Annotated in this window: 9 protein-coding genes and 2 pseudogenes; 5 read left to right on the top strand and 6 right to left on the bottom strand. The window is 67.4% G+C overall.

Annotation, left to right across the window (positions count from 1 at the left end; genetic code table 11):
- Positions 1-240 precede the first annotated feature (240 nt).
- From H4687_RS00130 to H4687_RS00110, 5 genes and pseudogenes are all read right to left on the bottom strand, one after another.
- Positions 241-2,139, bottom strand: a complete 1,899-nt coding sequence (locus H4687_RS00130) for a hypothetical protein (protein ID WP_192781633.1) — start codon at positions 2,137-2,139, stop codon at positions 241-243.
- A 459-nt stretch (positions 2,140-2,598) separates the two neighbouring features.
- Positions 2,599-2,937 (bottom strand): helix-turn-helix domain-containing protein, encoded by a 339-nt coding sequence (locus H4687_RS00125; protein WP_192781632.1) that lies wholly within the window; start codon positions 2,935-2,937, stop codon positions 2,599-2,601.
- The gene (locus H4687_RS00120) at positions 2,934-3,902 is read right to left on the bottom strand and encodes a tyrosine-type recombinase/integrase (RefSeq protein ID WP_233443643.1); all 969 of its coding nucleotides are present in this window, start codon (positions 3,900-3,902) and stop codon (positions 2,934-2,936) included. The genes H4687_RS00125 and H4687_RS00120 overlap by 4 nt, the downstream gene beginning before the upstream one ends.
- Positions 3,903-3,939: 37 nt before the next feature.
- A pseudogene (locus H4687_RS00115) lies at positions 3,940-4,420 on the bottom strand (HNH endonuclease); the annotation flags it as partial.
- A gap of 401 nt (positions 4,421-4,821) precedes the next feature.
- Positions 4,822-5,328 carry a lamin tail domain-containing protein gene (locus H4687_RS00110; RefSeq protein ID WP_046917705.1) on the bottom strand — a complete coding sequence of 169 codons (507 nt, stop codon included), beginning with the start codon at positions 5,326-5,328 and terminating at the stop codon, positions 4,822-4,824.
- Between the two features lie 934 nt (positions 5,329-6,262).
- Between H4687_RS00110 and H4687_RS00105 the strand changes: the two genes are divergently transcribed.
- The 4 genes and pseudogenes from H4687_RS00105 (at position 6,263) to H4687_RS00095 (ending at position 8,627) form a co-directional block, all read left to right on the top strand.
- Entirely contained in the window at positions 6,263-6,844 is a 582-nt protein-coding gene (locus H4687_RS00105; RefSeq protein ID WP_233443634.1) for a DUF6417 family protein, read from the top strand.
- A gap of 99 nt (positions 6,845-6,943) precedes the next feature.
- Positions 6,944-7,606 carry a Type 1 glutamine amidotransferase-like domain-containing protein gene (locus tag H4687_RS00100; RefSeq protein ID WP_046914562.1) on the top strand — a complete coding sequence of 221 codons (663 nt, stop codon included), beginning with the start codon at positions 6,944-6,946 and terminating at the stop codon, positions 7,604-7,606.
- 108 nt (positions 7,607-7,714) lie between these two features.
- A pseudogene (locus H4687_RS45900) lies at positions 7,715-7,986 on the top strand (hypothetical protein); the annotation flags it as partial.
- 155 nt (positions 7,987-8,141) lie between these two features.
- Positions 8,142-8,627: a hypothetical protein gene (locus H4687_RS00095; protein WP_046914548.1), complete on the top strand. Its 486-nt coding sequence runs from the start codon at positions 8,142-8,144 to the stop codon at positions 8,625-8,627.
- Between the two features lie 135 nt (positions 8,628-8,762).
- Here the strand turns inward: H4687_RS00095 and H4687_RS45895 are convergent, their stop codons facing one another.
- A complete protein-coding gene (locus H4687_RS45895) occupies positions 8,763-9,725 on the bottom strand; it encodes a hypothetical protein (protein ID WP_225966537.1) in 963 nt (320 codons plus the stop codon).
- Positions 9,726-10,289: 564 nt separating this feature from the next.
- On the opposite strand from H4687_RS45895, the gene H4687_RS47270 reads away from it, so the two are divergent.
- The gene (locus tag H4687_RS47270) at positions 10,290-17,384 is read left to right on the top strand and encodes a polymorphic toxin-type HINT domain-containing protein (RefSeq protein ID WP_264086493.1); all 7,095 of its coding nucleotides are present in this window, start codon (positions 10,290-10,292) and stop codon (positions 17,382-17,384) included.
- Positions 17,385-17,443 lie beyond the last annotated feature (59 nt).

Here is a 17,443-nt window from a genome sequence, read left to right as displayed (position 1 = left end):
ATGCGGTCAGTATCACCGCCTCCAAACACCGATGACGGGAAAACGGGTGATTCCGGTCGGGGGCTCACCTCGCCCTCGCCGGTCGCGGCGCGGATGATCTCTAGCCGGCTTGACCCCAGGGCCTCCGACACCAACCAACCAGCCCCTCCTGTCACCCGTGCCCCTACACGAGGCTGGGCTTCGATTCGTAGACCGCCTCCGAGACCTCCAAATAGGTACTCACACGGCTCGCCGCTCCGACTACCGGGGCAGCTTCGCGGTACGTTCAGGGTGGGCCGCGGTGATATACCGCATGGCGGTCTGCGAGGAGATGCCGAAAAGTCGCATCAGGTGGAGCGGGTCGTCGACCTCAAACGCCTCGTCGCGGATCCGGTCCTGCCGCAGCGTCGGCATCGTGAGTCCGGTGGGCCGGAAGATGGCGGTGAACGTGGTACCGATGGGTGAGTGAGTGGTGTCTACCGCGGTCCATCGATTGATCAGCAGATGCGGATTGGTCGTCACCGGCCAGCGGCGGTGACGTTCACGTAGCCACGCGGAGGCGTAGCGGTAGGTGAGTTCGTCCAGGTAGATGATGTGCCGTTTGCCGGGGCGCCGGACGATGAGGCGCTCGCGAGACAGGTCGAGGTCGGTGAGCAGCAGGTGGCGCACGTCGGTGCCGCTGAGCGCGTGGACGCAGACCAGCACCATCACGAAGCGCTGGAAGTCGTTCCGCGCCTGGCTGAGGACGCCGGCCAGCCGGTCCGAGGGCACGGAAGGCGGCGTCTTGTTGATCCCTGCGAAGACGAGGCCGCGGGTGGGATCGCGGAAGATCACGCCTTCTTGCCGAAGAGCCCGGAAGACGTTCCGCAGGACGATGTGGATCGAGCGGGCCGGCGTCCCCTTGCGGGTGGCGATGGCCCGCTTGATGTCGTCCTGAGTGATCTCGCGCAGGCTCTCGATGCCGTCCGCGAGCCACCCCTTGAGGATCGGGCCGAGGACATGCCAGTAGCGGGCGATGCTTCGGTAGGTGCGGCCGGTGTGCTCCCACTTGCCTTCTCCGCGCACGGCCTTGATCCAGACCGAGAGTTCCTGTGTGATCGTCGCGGGCAGTGCGGCCAGCTCGGCTTCCAAGCGCTTCTGGTGCGTGTCCCGGCGGAACTCGGCATCCGGGACCAGTAGCCCGCGGGTTTCTAGGAACTGCGTGACCCGCCGCCCGCTGAACTTCAGGGGACGGTTGTCGACGAGCGACCGGATGTCGGACTCCAGCAGCGGGGCATCGGCGCCGAGCCAGGACACCAAGACGGTCAGCGTGTTTCGGGTCTTGGTGGCGGGATCCTGCGACCACATCTCCTGCTTCATCATGCTGTCGAGATCGGCGAGCAGCCGCTTGGCCGAGTCTGTGAGCGTCGGCAGATCCAGCCGCGACAGCTCGACCACGGGGCGCCAGTCTCGCCGGAGCTCGAACAGCCTCTCCTGCCCAGGGGCCATCAAGTGCTCGGAGGCAGGGCGGCGCGGAGTAGGCGGGGCCACGTCCGAGTGACGCATGCTTGTGGGTGCCGGGACCGGTGAACCGAGCCACAACTGCGTTCCGAACCCGGCGATGTCCCCTGGGCCGTAGTTGGCTACGTGCCATCGGCATCTGCGGCAGTATCCGTCGGCGAGCGGCAGGTTGACACGGAGGCAGCGGTCGCACGTTCCCGTGGATGCCGGGCTGTTTCCTCTCTTACGGGCGGCGAAGGATGAGCAGGGCTCGCAGGTGACCTTCGTCTTCGCTGTGAACCAGGAGCCGCACTGCTGGCAGGACCTCGGTGTCATCGCCCGGGGCGCCCAGACGCGGCGCGTGGTCCGTGACGTCCGCGACCGCGGGGGACGGTCAGGTTCGCGCGGCTCTGGCAGGAGCCTGAGTATTTCCGCCCGTAGAAGGATCGCCCGGACGGACCGGCTGTAGTTGGGGATGTCGTCGAGGACCAGCTCATCGACGAGGTCATCGCCGTCCGCGTCGCGCACGGCGAGCGCGAGGCGCAGCATCTCGTGCAGCTTGCGCTGCATGGGTTTGCTGATGCCGGTGTCCGCCGCGAACGCCGCGGTGTGCTCGACGACATCGCTATAGCCGGCGAGCGGTCTTTGCAGAATGCGCCGGCAGACGTCGATGGACAGCATCCGGCGGACCGGGAAGAGCGGTAGCTGTCCCGGGACGGCGGGTGGGAGGACCGCAGGGTCGTCCCGGGTCGGGGCCGCGGCCGCGCGCAGGTGTTCCACCCAGTGCAGCCGCTCGCGCTGATCGGAGCTGGTGCGGCCGGTGCGCCTGCCGTACTTCCGCAGCGGTTGGGCGTGGGTGGGGGCAAGGCCGTAGTAGAGGAACATCAGCTGGCGGCTCCGAGGGCCGGCGCCTTCCGGGTTGGTGACCCACGCGGCGTCGGAGTCGAGCCGGACAGCGTGCAGGCATGCCCGGCACAGTCGGTCGGAGTTGAGGTATCCCGTGTGACGGCAGCGCAGACATACGCCCTGCTCAGGATGCTTCTTCCGCCACTCTATGCACCCCTGGCACGCGGCCAGTCCGAGAACCCCCCAGCCCTTGCAGTCTGGGCACTGAGCAGGATGAGATCGTGCCGCCATTCGTCAGTTTGGCGGCAGCGAGCGACGGCTGCCCTGCCGGCCAGGCGTCGGGCGCACAGGCCCCCCGTCGGAGCCTTCAGCGCCCACCGCCTTCGGCAGTGCTTCGGTCTCTCCCGCAGCGGCCTCCAGGGGCTCGGCCTGGAGCAGATCTCCAACCGTGCAGTTCAGCACGGCACAGATCTTGTCCAGGTCGTCGAGCCGCACCGTGACCGGCGTGCCGCTCCACATGGCCGCGACCTTGCTCAGCGACGGCGTGAATCCGACCGTCTTGAACGCCTCCAACAATTCGGTGGGACGCCACAGATCCCGCTGAGCAGCCACCATCCTCAGATTCCACTTCACCGAAGGTTCCCCTTGTCCATCACCAGGCGCTGGGCCGCCCGCGAGCTCGCAGCCACATTGGCATGCTCGGGGTCCGACTGTGCAGTCGCCATGTACCGAAGAGTCGTGGTGGCCCAGTGATGGCCCAAAACGCGCTGGACCTCCCACAGCGTCATGCCGCGCTCGTAGTTGTGGGTCGCGCAGGCGTGCCGGAGGAGGTGCGGGAAGAGGTCGGTAACCGGGCCGGTCAGGTAGCTTGCGGCCGCTGCGTGGAGCTGGCGACGGAGCGTCGACGGTGTGATCGCTGGCGCGATTGGCAGGTTCAGCGCCGCTATCGCCTTGGGCTTGCGCTCGGACGGCCACAGGGGCGCCGACGGGTGATCGGCGTCGTCGCCGAACTCCGCCCGGACCTCCTCGATGTACCACCAGAGCAGCTCGCGCCCTTCTCGGAACATGTATGCCTCGCGGGGCCGCGGTCCCGAGCCGCGAGCGCCCTTGCCCTGGACGACGAACCGACCCCACTGGCCGTGTTCCCAATGGACGTCGCCGATCGTCACCGGGCACAGCTCGGCAGCCCGTACACCGGAGAGGTACGCGATCTTCGTCATGACGTAGTCGCGGCAGGCCACGGCGTACTTCCGGGCGTACGGCAACTGCTCCCGCCAGCGGGCGAAGAACTCCTTCATCGCCGTCTGCGAGGGTGGGATCCGAAGCCCGAAGTCCCCACGGTGGACAGGCCTGTTGAACGGGTCGACCGGTGACTCCACCGTCGCTCCGAACCGCATCATGATCTCGTGGGCGTAGCGCTGTTCGAGGAAGGCGAAAAATGCGTCGATGTGGTTGAGCTTCTGCCGGTGCGTGTTGTGGGCGCGCTTCCCTGGGCCGGCGAAGTACTTGTCGACCTCGCGCGGGGTCAGGTGCCACGGCACGGTGCCGTAGAAGACGAGAGCTACTTGCGCCGCTGACCTGCTGACGAGCCCCTTCACCGCTCTCGAAGGCCCTAGGGGAACCTGCACGTCATCCACTACTGGAGGCGGAGACGGCGATGAGGGCGCGGGGGTCGTCGAGGTCGTTGGCGTAGGCCTGGCGTTCGCCGGCGGTCCAGGTGGAGGCGCCGGAGTCCCAGGATTCGGCGAGGGGGACGAGGTGGTCGATGTCGAGGGCGCGGGCCTGGTCGAAGGTGGTGTCGTCGTACGGCGAGTACCAGGTGCCGCCGCTCAGCGCGCAGTTGACGCCTTGTTCGGGGGCGGTGACGGCTTCCTCGATCAAGACCTCCGAGCGGGTGGAGCAGCCGTCGCGGTCGGCGTCGATCCAGTGCCGGAATTTTGGTGCGCTCGTAGCCGGTGCGGTTCTCGTCCTGGACAGTGAGAGCGGTGAGTGCGTCGCGGGCGGGCAGCACGATGCGGTCGCCGGGTTCGGCGGCGTGCGCGGTGGCGGCCGGGGTGATCAGCAGGGTGAGGGTGGAGAAGGCGGCGGTGAGGCCGGTGGCGCGGAGCAGGCGCACAGGGGGATCCTCTCGAAGGTCACGGTCGGGACGTGCTCTTCGTAGCGGGCGCCGGAGGTCTTGGGCCGGGACTGTGCGGGCAGGCTCACTCGCACAGGTGGTAAGTCACACTGCATCCAGGCCGCGGGTCGTTCAGGCGGTCTTCTCCCGTCCGCGTGCCCGCCGTTCATCGTGGTCACCGAGGGCGGACGGGCACCCTGCGTGGGCTCGGGGCAGCGGCGGCCTGACTCAGCCCGGTGGACCTGATGGCGACGCTTGGGCAGTCCGAGGCGGGCAGTACCTTCGCACCTTCCGCAGTCGCACCAGGACCAGGCTGTGGCCATCGGCGGCTCTCACACGGACGCGCCCGGCCGTGGGTGGCCGGGCGCGTCCCTGTCGCTATCGGGGTGTGTGGTGTGGGGTCAGTGGTGGGGGCCGCCGCCGTTGTTGTGGTGGCCGCCGCCGTGGTGGTGGCCCCAGGAGTCGCTGTCGATGTAGCGGCCGTGGTCGTTGCGGAGGGTGGCGGTGTCGGAGCGGTTGTCCCAGACGTAGCGGCGGCTGTCCTGGTAGAGGTCGGTGTCGGTGTCGCGTCCGCGTCCGGTGTGGATGCGGACGGTGGTACGGCCGTCCAGGCGGTAGTCCTCGAAGGTGTAGGTGTGGCCGTCCTCGTCCTTCAGGGTCCAGCCGTCGAGGTTGACGCTGCGGCGGGCGTTGTTGGTGATCTCCACCCACTCGCGGTTCAGGGAGCGGTTGGAGCGGTCGTCGTAGCCGGGGGAGTCGTACTGGACGTCCGAGATCGTCACCCTCGACCGCTCGGGGCGGGCGTGGTCGGCGGCCGATGCCGGCAGCGTGACCATGGAGACCACGGCGCCGGCGGCGAGCGCGGCGGCGACGAGACTGCGAGCGGTGACAGAAGCGGAAGCGGACATGAGTCCCCCTCAGGGTGCAGACACCCTCCCCCGACAACCTGAGCAGGCCCCGGGATCCGGTGTGGTGTGCGTCGGCGGCCGGCTGGCCGCACACACACCTTGTCCACACCACAGGGCACCCACGGGCAGAACATGACCTCTGTTACCTGCTGCCCACATTTCTGTGAATCTCAGATGTAACGCCCACTTATGTCGCATGTGGTCACCTTGACGTACCCACAGGTCGGGGGAGGCCTTGCAGCGGTTGGGGCAGGGCGTCTCTCCGACATCGTGTGCCACCCTGCGGGGGTTCGGGCCGTCACCCGAAAGTGAGTAACAGCAGGCCGGCGCTGAAGGCGGGCAGCGACGCATCGTGCGGGGCGGGGGCTGCCGTCTGACCGCCTGTCCGGACCAAGAGCGAAGGGCCCGCCAGTGAACTGACGAGCCCTCATGTAGCACTCATTGCGAACGGGTGCCCTTTACGGGAAGCCGGGCGTGCCGCCGCAGCAGGCGACGGTCTGGGTCTGGTCGGCGCCCGCGAGTGGTGTTACAGCGAGTACCGCTGCCAGTGCCACGAACAAGCCGAGTACGGCTTTGCGCACTTTCTCCTCCTGATCGCCGGAATCCGGTGCCGCTTGAAGCGGCCACTGATTCAGATGCACGACGCAGAGGCCTGGTTGTACGGGGGTTAAGGCTCACGCGGGAGCGATCTCAACCTTCACAGCCTGCCGGATGGGAGAGCCGTTCCCTCACCCGGTAGGCCGGCTGCGGCATCTGGCCGTCGCCTTCGGCACAGCCCGGCCGGGCAGCCGGGAGTCTCGTCGGCGGTGGTGGCAGGAGGACGGCGTGGTTCGTTTCCTCTGCCCGCGGTGCCTCGTTGGAGCCCCGGACGCCGATTCGCGGGGAGGGGGCGGTTGTGCGGGGTGGGGAGCAGGTTCTTGCTGCGCTGGGGGCGGTGGATGAGCGGGCGCGGGCGTCGGTGCACGGCTGGGTGCTGGCCGCGGATGTGCTGGCGATGAAGCAGCAGGTACGGAGACTGGCCGACCGGGGGTTGGTGGAGATCGCCGGCAGGGAGGACCGGGCGGAGCTGTCGGCGTGGGAGGGCACCGTGGTGCTGTGGGCGGCCCGCCTGTCCCCGGCCGGACACGACCTCCTGCTCTACGCCCGCACCCGCCCCCGCCCCGGCACTGCCGTCGACGAGCCGGATGCGGGTCGGCGGCTGGTGAAGTTGCTGCCCTCGCAGATGGCGGCCCTGCGCCTGTTCCTGGGTCTGGCCGGCCGGCTGCGGGTGCCGGTGGCCGCTGGGCTGGCGGAGCAGGCGCGTACGGCCCGCAGTGATCGCGGCGCGCGGCGGTGGTTGCTGTACCTGACGCCGGAACAGATGGAGTCGGTGGCGTACGGATTCTGGCTGCACCGGATGACCGGATCAGCGATGGAAGCCAACCACTTCGCCCGCGACTACGGCATCACCCACCACCCCGCACCACACCGGGCCCCTCCCGCCTCACGGCAGACCAGCCCCCGCGAACAGCCTTGAGTACCCGCTCCTGATGCAGCCATGACATGGTGGCGGCCCTGAGGCTTTGGCGAACGGCTGGTTGTCGGCGTGCGCGGTCAGCCCTCCGGGAAGGACATGATGAAACTTCTCCTCACCGACTCCGGTATCAGGAACGCGACCATCCGGGATGCGCTGGTCAACCTGCTGGATAAGCCGATTGCCGAGTCCTCTGCCCTGTGCATCCCTACCGCGGGGTATGGAGGGCCCGGCGGCGGTCCGGGCGGGCCATGGCGATTCATCAGCGGACGGTCCCCGAGCCCCATGACCGCGCTGGGATGGAAGTCGGTGGGCGTGCTGGAGCTCACCGCGCTGCCCAGCATCGAGGAGGCACTCTGGGTCTCCTGGGTCCGGGAGGCCGATGTCCTGCTGGTCAATGGCGGCGACGCGCTGTATCTGTGCCACTGGATGCGGGAGTCGGGGCTGGCCGGGCTTCTGCCGTCGCTGCCCGAAACGGTCTACGTGGGACTCAGCGCCGGGAGCATGGCGATGACGCCCAGGGTCGGAGCGGAATTCATGGGCTGGAAGCCGCCCGCCGGCGGCGACAGCGCGCTGGGTGTGGTGGATTTTTCGATCTTCCCGCACCTGGATCACCCTGCTTGCCCGGAGAACACCATGGCCGCGGCGGAGCGGTGGGCGGCCGGGATCGCGGGTCCGGCGTATGCGATCGATGAACAGACCGCCATCATGGTGGCCGATGGCGCTGTGGAAGTGGTCTCCGAGGGCCATTGGAGGTTGTTCTAGTACGTGTGGCTACACCCGTATCACAGCTGAGCCAGGCATTCCGCTGTGTCTGGCTGGGTTGCCGCCCAGGCTGCGGCGACCAAGGGGCGGTGTACGTCGGCCCGTCGGATGCAGACGCCGACGGCGAGGTGGTCGCATACGGATGGGGCCAAACAGAACCTGACTGAGCAGGCCGCGACCACGGCCATCGACACCGCCTGCTGCGGCTGCCGTCGATCCGCAACGGGTTCGCCGAGTTCGCCGACCGGGCCGCGAAGGAACAGATGACCTACCGGGGCTTCCTCGCCGAGCTGCTGAAGACTGAATGCGACGCCCGGGCCCGACACCGCTCGGAGCGCAGGACCAAGGCCGCTGGGTTCCCCCGGGACAAGTCGATCAGGCTATCTGAGGTAGTGGCGAAGGATCCTTGTAAAGCTGCTGTTCGGGACGCTGCGGACGCGTCAGGAAGGCGGCTGAGTGCGCCCTCCACCCAGGTTGCCTGCTCTTGGAGGCAATCCACTGTTCTGTTGGAGTGGTGCTTCCATATGATCGCGTGATGACTGCCGATGCCCCGCTCACCCGAGAGTCGTTCCGGCGCCTCCACCCCATCAGCACGCCCCGGCTGGCGTCTCAGTTTCCGGATCGTGTCTGGACTGACGAGGACTGGGACCAGATCCAGCGCGGATATCGAGCCCGGGACATGGATGAGAAGTGGAACGTCTTCGTTGAAGGCGATGTCCTTTTCATGCACCGGAGTTGGACCGGCCATGGCGTCTATGAGGTGTCCTTTGCCCCCGCGGCTGGTCGTGGGAGAAGGATCGCCTCTGCTGTGGTCGAGGCCGATGGGGAACGCTATCGGAGCAGAGGCGACGAGTACGACTGTCTGATGATGGAGCTGATCATCAGCGCGATCGTCCTTGGTGAACCCGCCGCCGAACTCCGGGCTGGCCTTGTTGAGTTGACTGCCAGGGCTTCGGGAAAGAAGGATCTTCCCTCGGGTGTGGTGCAGCACAGTGTTCTCGGATTGCGTTCTGGATCGTAAGTTCTACAGCCCGGAGAGCGCTGTCACCGCCCCGGGCCGTGTGACTGGATCACGCGTTGCAAGCGCAGGATCTCGCCGTGTGCGGCGGCCAGTCGCTGTTCGAGTTCCTGGACGCGCTCACGGTGAGTGGTGCGCTCACGTCTGTTCCGGGATGCTCGCCGTGAGCATTTCGTCGATGCAGCTGCGCAGCCCGACGCCGGCGGGGTCGATCCAGGTGAACCACGGCACCGGCTGGAGCAGGCCGTCGTACTGACGAGTGCCGGGGTCGGTGAGGAGGGCGCGGAGCTCGTCGGGGGCGGGGCCGGTGGCCAGGCACAGCCAGGCCAGGCCGGCGCCGATGCGGACCTCGGGCGGTCGTCCGGGGTCCGACCACAGGCCCCGGGCCCACTGGGAAGCGTGCTCATCCTGGTGTTCGCGGGCGAGTTGGGCGATCGCAAGGATCAAGCTCACCCGGACCACCGCATCGTCTTCCCCCTCCAGCCTGGACTGCAGAGCAGAGGAGATGTGTGAAAGCTCGCCGGTCGCCGCCGCCAGAACGTAGGCGGTCACGGAGCGGACCTCGGGGTCGGGGTCGGAGAGAAGCGGGAGCAGAAGCTGCAGGTCGTCCGTGACGGCCTGACGGGCGGCCTGGATCGTCCAGTCCACCGGGCACATCGTGCTGCCCTCGATCACCGACGGCTCCTCGGCGACCTGGAGCAGGCCTTCCCGCGATCCGTCCCCCAGGTGCTGGCACCGGCCGATCTCGGCGACCAGGCGAAGGGTTCGGGTACGGAGTTCGGGGCGCGCGGTCGCCGCGATCCGGAGCAGGAACGGCACCGCCAAGGCTCCCACCGCGATCGTGCCGCCCTGATGGTGAAGACTCCTCCAGAGCTGCCGCAAGGCCCTGTCGGCAGCTTCGGCGTCTGCGGACGCGAGCGTGGCGAGGAGACCGGGGATCTCCTCGCCCGGGCCGTAGAAGTGCCGGAACCGCTGCCAGGGGACCTCGTCGTACCTGAACCCGTCCTTGACCTCCCGCGGGATCGCGCTGAGGGCCGCCCGCACGTCGCAGTCCGTGCCGACCCACCGTTCCGGCCAGCCGTCCCAGCGGTCGTCGTCCATGGCTTGGCCTTCCAGTCCATCGACAGCTCCGAACGCCGGGAGTCTAACGACCGGTGATCAAGAGACGGACCGCTTCTGCCGCACTCCGGTGGCACCGCACCACGGCGACGTCATTTCTCGTGAGCATCGGCAGCACTCAAGATCGCCGACTGCTGCCCAAACTGCTGGTCAAACGCTGCTCCTGCACGTGAACGAAGCCACCTTCGTGGGCCGGTGGCGTCGGGCTTCGGTGCCGTATGCCGTTTGGGGCTGCGTCGGGTGTTCGGGGCGGTGGAGGGGCGCCAAGCATGCTCAGCGCGTGATCCAGATCACCTGGTGTGGCTGGAACCTTTCTTCTGGCTGGCCTGTTCACGCCGCATTCACGGGAGCTACTGTCCTCGTTCACTGATCAAATTCAGGAACAGGTCATTCCGTTTTCGTGCTGGGGAGCACGGTGGATCCTGCTCTGATGCCGACGGTCTGTACTTGTGAGCTGCGGTTCGCGCTTGGCGTGGACTGCGTGGGGTGGGAGTTCGGGTGGCTGCTCGGCGTGCGCGTGTTGTCTCGGTGGGCCTTGCGGGTGCGATGCTCGCGGCTTTGCTGTCGACGGTGTCGGTGGTGTCGCCGCAGCAGGCGGGGGCGGCCGCTTCTGACACCACGCCGGTGGTTCCGTCGCAGCCGTTGGGGTCGGTGCCGGAGCAACTGGTAGAGGAGGTCGGCAAGCGGCTCCCGGCTCCGCAGTGGCCGAGTGCGGGGGAGGCGACGGTCGATCTGTCGGAGGCGGCTCCGGGGGAGCCGGGCGAGGTGGCTCCTGAACCGTCCGCCTCGTCCACCGGAGACAGCTCGGGCGGTGAGGTCACTGAGGTAGCGGATGTGGTCGAGGTTGCTCCGGTAGCGCAGGAAGCCGCCACCGAAGCCCAGCTGGGCGCGGCCCGCCTGGCAGAAGACGGCACCGCCTCACCGGGCACGCCCCAGAGCCCTTCGGATGCTGCGGAGACGGAAGAACCTGCGCCGGGCGCCAGCCCGGACAGCGAGCCCACGTCGGTACCGGCCCCCGCAGAGCCGTCGCCGAGCGAGTCCGCCCCGGACCCTGCCTCCCCGGATCAGGTCGATGTGCACGTACTGGACCGGGAGGCGGTGGCCCCAGCGGGCGGCATCGGTCTGGGGCTGCAGGTCACTCGCACCGACGGTGTCGACGTCCCCGGTGAGGTGCAGGTCGGTATCGACTACTCCGGTTTCAAGTACGCCTACGGCGGTGACTTCGCCTCGCGTCTGCGGTTGGTGAAAGCCCCGGCCTGCGCCCTGGAAACCCCTCAGGCGGCGGGCTGTACAGACCGTGAGCTGGTGCCGGTCGAGAACGACACGGATGCGGGGACTCTGACCGCGACGGTGACGGCGGCACCGGACACGACGGAGAACGGCCTCACACCGCAGCTGATGCGGGAGACCGGCACCAGCGGGGGCAGTGTGTTCCTGCTGAACACCGGTTCTTCCTCCGACCAGGGCGACTACCGGGCCTCCACGCTGTCGCCCACCGGATCGTGGGATGTGTCCACCGGCTCGGGCGCCTTCAGCTACAACCTGCCGATCCAGCTGCCCAAGCCGCCGATGGGGTCGGCGCCGCCGCTGGCGATGTCGTACAACTCGCAGTCGGTGGACGGCCGTACCTCGGCATCGAACAACCAGGCGTCCTGGGCGGGTATGGGCTGGGACCTGAGCGTCGGCTACATCGAGCGCCGGTACCGCAACTGCACCGAGGACGGGCTGCCGACGATCGGGGACATGTGCTGGGACTCGCCGAACTCCTTCTTTGAGCCGTCCGGCGCGGTCTACGTCATCAACCTCAACGGCGTCACCTCGGAACTGATCCAGGACAACACCGGCATCGGTTCCTACCACGTCAAGGACGATCCGGGCTGGCGGGTGCAGCGTCTGTTCGACGGGCACGGCGCGGGCCGTAACGGCGAGTACTGGCTGATCTCCACGCAGGACGGGCAGCGTTACTACTTCGGCTGGGGCCGCTCCGAGCGCTCAGGCACCGCGACCGCCTCCGTCTTCACCGTCCCCGTCGTCGGCAACGACACCGGCGAGCCCTGCCACGATCAGTTCCCTGAGCCGTGCACGCAGGCCTGGCGCTGGAACCTCGACCGCGCGGTCGACGCCAACGAGGTCGAGACGATGTACTTCTACGACAAGGAGTACAACCACTACCGCTCGGTCGCGAACACCGACAAGGCCCGCCAGTACGTCTCCTCCGGCTATGTGAAGGAGATCCAGTACGGCTGGTCCTCGCAGATCACCGACGGCAAGGTCCCGGCGAAGGTCGAGCTGAGCCACGTCAACCGGTGCATCGAGCGCGTCCAGGAGAACGACCCGCTGCGCGATACGCCCGCGGCGTGTCCCACCTTCGACGACAAGCCGACCTCCTACCCGGACGTTCCCATCGACCTGATGTGCGACGGCACCACGGCGGACTACGAGTGCGCGGGCAAGACGTACTACCCGACGTTCTTCTCCACCGACATGCTGTGGGACATCAAGACCTACGTCAGTGACCAGGACGGCACCGGCTGGGACCTGGTGCAGCAGTACCAGAACAAGTACGGCATGCCGAACCCGGACGGGACGATCGGCAAGACGCTGTGGCTGGACTACGTGCAGCGCCGCACCTACGGCAACGGCACCGACCTCGTCCTGCCGGTCATCAACTTCAACCGCATCGACCTGGACAACAAGGTCGGCTCCGCCGAGCTGAACTTCCCCCGGATCAAGGAGATCCACGGCGACCTCGGCGCCACCACCACCGTCTCCTACGGCTTCGCCAACCCCTGCGACATAAACAACCTGCCCGCCCAGGCCAGCAACACCAAGGACTGCTACTGGCAGAAGTGGACCCCGGAGGGCGAGACCGAGTCCCGCACCGGCTGGTTCAAGAAGTTCCTCGTCACGCAGGTCGACGTCGATCCGACGGTGACGACCAACCAGGACGGCGCCCCGGTGATGACCACCTCGTACACCTACGAGGACGGCGCCGGCTGGCGGTTCACCAACGACCCGCTCACCAAGGACGAGGACGAGTCCTGGTCGGACTGGCGGGGCTATCAGGAGGTGAAGGTCTCCACCGGCGCGGGCACGGGGAAGAAGACACAGAAGTACTGGCTCTACCGCGGCCTGGACGGGGACCGTACGTCCAAGACGGACCCCTCGGCGACGAAGAACGTCACGGTCGACAACGGTGATGGCGGCGCATTCGCCGACCACGACTGGCTGTCTGGCAAGGTCCTGTCCACGTCACTGCGCGATGATCAGGACGTCTCCCACGAGCGCACCTACCACTCGTACTGGTCCCGCAATACCGCCCAGTACTCCGGTCTGCCCGACGCCCGCTTCGTCCGCGAGTCCGAAACCCTCACCAGAACCAAGGTCAGCGGCGGCTGGCGCGAACGCTCGGTGGAGAACGAATACAGCGCCTCCGAAGCTGCCTCCACCACCTTCGGCTTGCCCATGCGTACCCACGACAAGGGCGAGCCGGGCGTCTCCGACAACCGCTGCACCACCTACGGCCGGGCCTACAACACCGACGCCTACGACTCGACCGGCGCCCTGCGCTGGACTGTCCTGCAGGACCAGGTCAAGCACTATGCGGTGGGCTGCCCGGACATCGCCGATAGCAATCAGGACGGCTACGCCACCACCCTGTACGACGGCGCCACCACCGTGGCCGCCAACAAGCCCGTCGACGGCAACCCCACCGAGGCACGCCTCTACACCAAGTCCGGCAGCTACCGCTCGACGCGGTCCGACTATGACGACGCCGGCCGTGTGGTGTGGACCGAGGACGGAAAGGGCAACCGCACCACTACCAACTACAGCCCGGCCAACACCTGGCCCCTCAACGGCATCACCACCACCACGCCCGACCCGGACGGCACTTTCTCCACTCGCACCGGACTGACCTCGACCGTGTGGACCTCCCGTTTCTGGGGCGCCCCGACCACCGTCAAGGACGCTAACGGGCACTCCACCAAGGTCACCCTCGACTCCGCCGGCCGCATCGTCGAGGTCTGGAAGCCGACCGAGACCGGCAGTTCGCCGTCCATGACGTACAGCTACAGCGTCCCCACATCGACCAACGGCTCAGGGGTCCCGGACGCGGTCGACGGCTATCCCCACACGACCTCCCGAGTACTTCAGTCCGGCAGCACCTACCTCACCTCACACTCCTACACCGACGCTCTCGGCAGAGCACGCGAGTCGCAGACCCCGCTGCCGGACGCCACCCTCTGGCCGACCCAGCAGGTGGTCCCGTACCGGCAGGTCGCGGTCACCCGCTACGACTCGGCAGGCCAGGTCACCGGCACCTCAGCAGTGTTCCGCAACCAGGGAACGGCCGGCTCCGGCGGCCCTTCCAGCCCCGAGACCGCCGACCTGCCCTCCTACAACGACCTGGTCCTGGACTGGGCAGGTCGCACCGTCGTCTCCCAGCTCCAGGCCAGCGGAGTGACCCAGGCCGAAGGCAAAATCACCACCACCTACAACGGAGACCACACCACCGTCCAGCCGGCCGTGGGCACCCCGATCGACACCTACACCGATGTCTACGGCCAGGTCTCCAAGGTCGTCGAACACAGCGGCAGCACCACCTACACCACGTCCTACGGCTACACCGACAAGGACGAGCTGAAGCAGATCATCGACCCCCGCGGCAACAACACCTTCTACACCTACGACTGGGCCGGGCAGCGCCGCACCGTCGATGACCCCGACGCGGGCACCTCGACGACCGAGTACGACGAGAACGGGCAGATCAGCAAGACCACGAGCAACGGCGGCAAGACCGTCCTGACCTACGGCTACGACACCCTCGGCCGCAAGACGGCCATCGTCAGCGGTGCGGACGAACTCGCCTCCTGGACGTGGGACGGCCTGGGCGTCCCCAACGGCAAGGGCCAGATCACCTCCACCACCAGCCGCGACAGTGCCGGCAACACCTACACCACCAGCACCGGATCCTTCGACACCCGCGGCCGCCCCCTGAGCAGCACGGTCACCCTCCCCGCCGCCGTCAGCGGCCTGGCCGGCACCTACACGACGTCGTTCGCCTACGACGCCGCCGACCATCTCACCAAGGCGACCTACCCGGCCGCGGGAGGTCTCGCCGCGGAGACGGTGACCACCACCTACGACACCTACGGCCACCCGGACCGCCTCACCAGCACCCTGGGCGCGGCCGTCTACATCGACGACACCGCCTACGACTCCTACGACCGCCTCACCGGACGCACCTACGGAGCCGACTTCGACGGCACCGGCATCAACGCCCAACGCGCCTACAGCTACGACGACAGCAACGGCACCCGACGGCTCACGTCCATCGCAACGACCACCAACGTCAACGAACTGATCACCGAAAAACAAAAAGACACCTACCGCTACGACCTGTCCGGCCGGATCACCGAACTGCGCGAGGAGGCCACCGGCCAGACCGCCCAGTCGCAGTGCTTCCGCTACGACGACCAGAGCCGCCTGACCAACGCCTTCACCCACACCCTGCCCTGCGCGAACTCCGCACAGCCCACCACCAACAACCAGGGCACCGCCCCCTACCAGAGCGCCTACACCTACGACCGCATGGGCAACCTGCAGTCCGTCACCGACACCAACACCGCCGGCACCGCCGCCCTGCGCGACTACCTCTACCCCGGATACGACGACGCCGGCACCTGGACCACCGCCAACGCCAACCAGCCCCACGGCATCCGCAAAATCCTCCACAAGACCGGCAGCACCACCACCCGCACCGACACCCTCACCTACGACGACAACGGCACGATGCTCAAACGCATCGAACAGCCCGTCAGCGGCACCTCGACAACCGTCGACTACACCTGGACCAAACTCGCCCAGCTGGCCACGGTCAAGACCACCAAAGCCAGCGGCAGCGAACTGACCCGCTACGCCTACGACGCCGACGGCAGCCTCCTCGTCCGCACCACCCCCAGCGAAACCATCGCCACCCTCGGCGGCACGGAACTGCGCAACGACGGCACCACCGTCACCGCAACCCGCCACTACACCAGCGGCAGCGCCACCGTCGCCATGCGCACCACCGAAGGCACCACCGCCACCAACGGCAGACTCACCTACCTGATGGCCGACACCCAGGCCTCCACCCAGATCGCCGTCGACGCCACCACCGGCACCTCCACCCGCCGCCGCTACACCCCCTTCGGCGACGAACGCAGCGGCACCCTGCCCACCGGCACCGACAACGGCTTCCTCGGCAAGACAGAAGACACCAGCACCGGCCTGTCCCTGCTCGGCGCCCGCGCCTACGACCCCTACCTCGGACGCTTCCTCAGCCCCGACCCCCTCAGCGCGCCGTACCGGCCACAGAACCTCTCCGCCTACAGCTACAGCAGCAACGACCCCGTCAACCGCTCCGACCCCAGCGGCCTGATGGACGCCGACCAGGGCAGCTCCTGCACCAACCACTGCGAAGAACACAAGCAGTGGGTGCGCGAGACCATCCTCGGAGGATCGTGGCAGCAAGAGGGCGACTCCGGAGTCGACCTCAACAACGACGGCTACGTCACCATCTACCCCGCCGTCCACGTCCCCGTCGGCTGGGACCAGGCACAGATCTACACCGAAGCCTTCTACGACAAGATCGACGAGCTGTGCACCTACGGCCGCGACTCCTGCGCCGACGGCAGCGGCCCAACCGACGCACTGGCGGTCAATGGAGCGAAGGGCAACGCCTGCATCGCGGCAGGACTGAACTGCCCCGACGGAACACGATGGGGCACGAGCGTCGCCATGTCAGGCGGCTTCATGGTCGCCGCAGAAGGCGGAGAAGGCCCAGCAGGAGGCTCCGGATTCGGCGGCCTGCGCACGAAAAGCAGCCCCTGCGCCAAATGCTTCCTGGCCGGCACCGACGTCCTCATGGCCGACGGCACCACCAAAGACATCGAAGACATCGAGCCCGGCGACAAGGTCCAGGCAACCGACCCTGAAACCGGCGAGTCCGGAGCCCGCGAAGTCACCCGCCTCATCGTCACACGGGACGACAAGCACTTCAACGAACTCTCCATCGCCACCAAAAACGGCATTGAACAGCTCACGGCAACCCACGAGCACCCCTTCTGGTCACCCTCCGAAAACGACTGGATCGAAGCCGACGACCTCGCCCCCGGCATGACCCTGCTCGCCGACAAGGGCAACACGGTCATCGTTACGGGAAGCTGGCCCTACCGTCAGCAGGCCACCACCTACAACCTCACCGTCGACGGCTTGCACACGTTCTATGTGCTGGCAGGTGAGACACCTGTACTCGTACACAACAGCAACTGTGGTGGGCGTTGGAAATTGGGAGAAGACTATTCCAAGCCCAGCAAGAATGGCGCCTCTCCATCCTTGTCTACCATGCGTAAGCGATTTTGGAAGAACGAAGCGGCGGAGCCGGGTGCCGCAGACCAATACGGTGCCGCGAACATCGGTCGCATGAAACGGGGGTCGGCGCCACAGCGGCAGCGTCAGGATGGATCGTGGGAATCGATGGAGCTGAGCCACGAACCTATTCCCGAGCGGGATGGCGGTTTGTTGCTGACACCCCGATGGCCAAAGGATCATGTGATTATGGATCCCGGCGGATACCGTAGGCTCCCACCCGGTTACTAACGCTGCGGACGAGCGCGGCGCGAGCGCCCTCTGGCGCCGCGCCGAGCGTTCCCTCAAGG

This window comes from Streptomyces stelliscabiei, assembly GCF_014873495.1.
In the GTDB taxonomy this organism is placed as follows: Bacteria; Actinomycetota; Actinomycetes; order Streptomycetales; family Streptomycetaceae; genus Streptomyces; species Streptomyces bottropensis.
The sequence above is the reverse complement of the archived record's forward strand: the minus strand, read 5'-3'. Positions and strand labels throughout refer to the sequence as shown.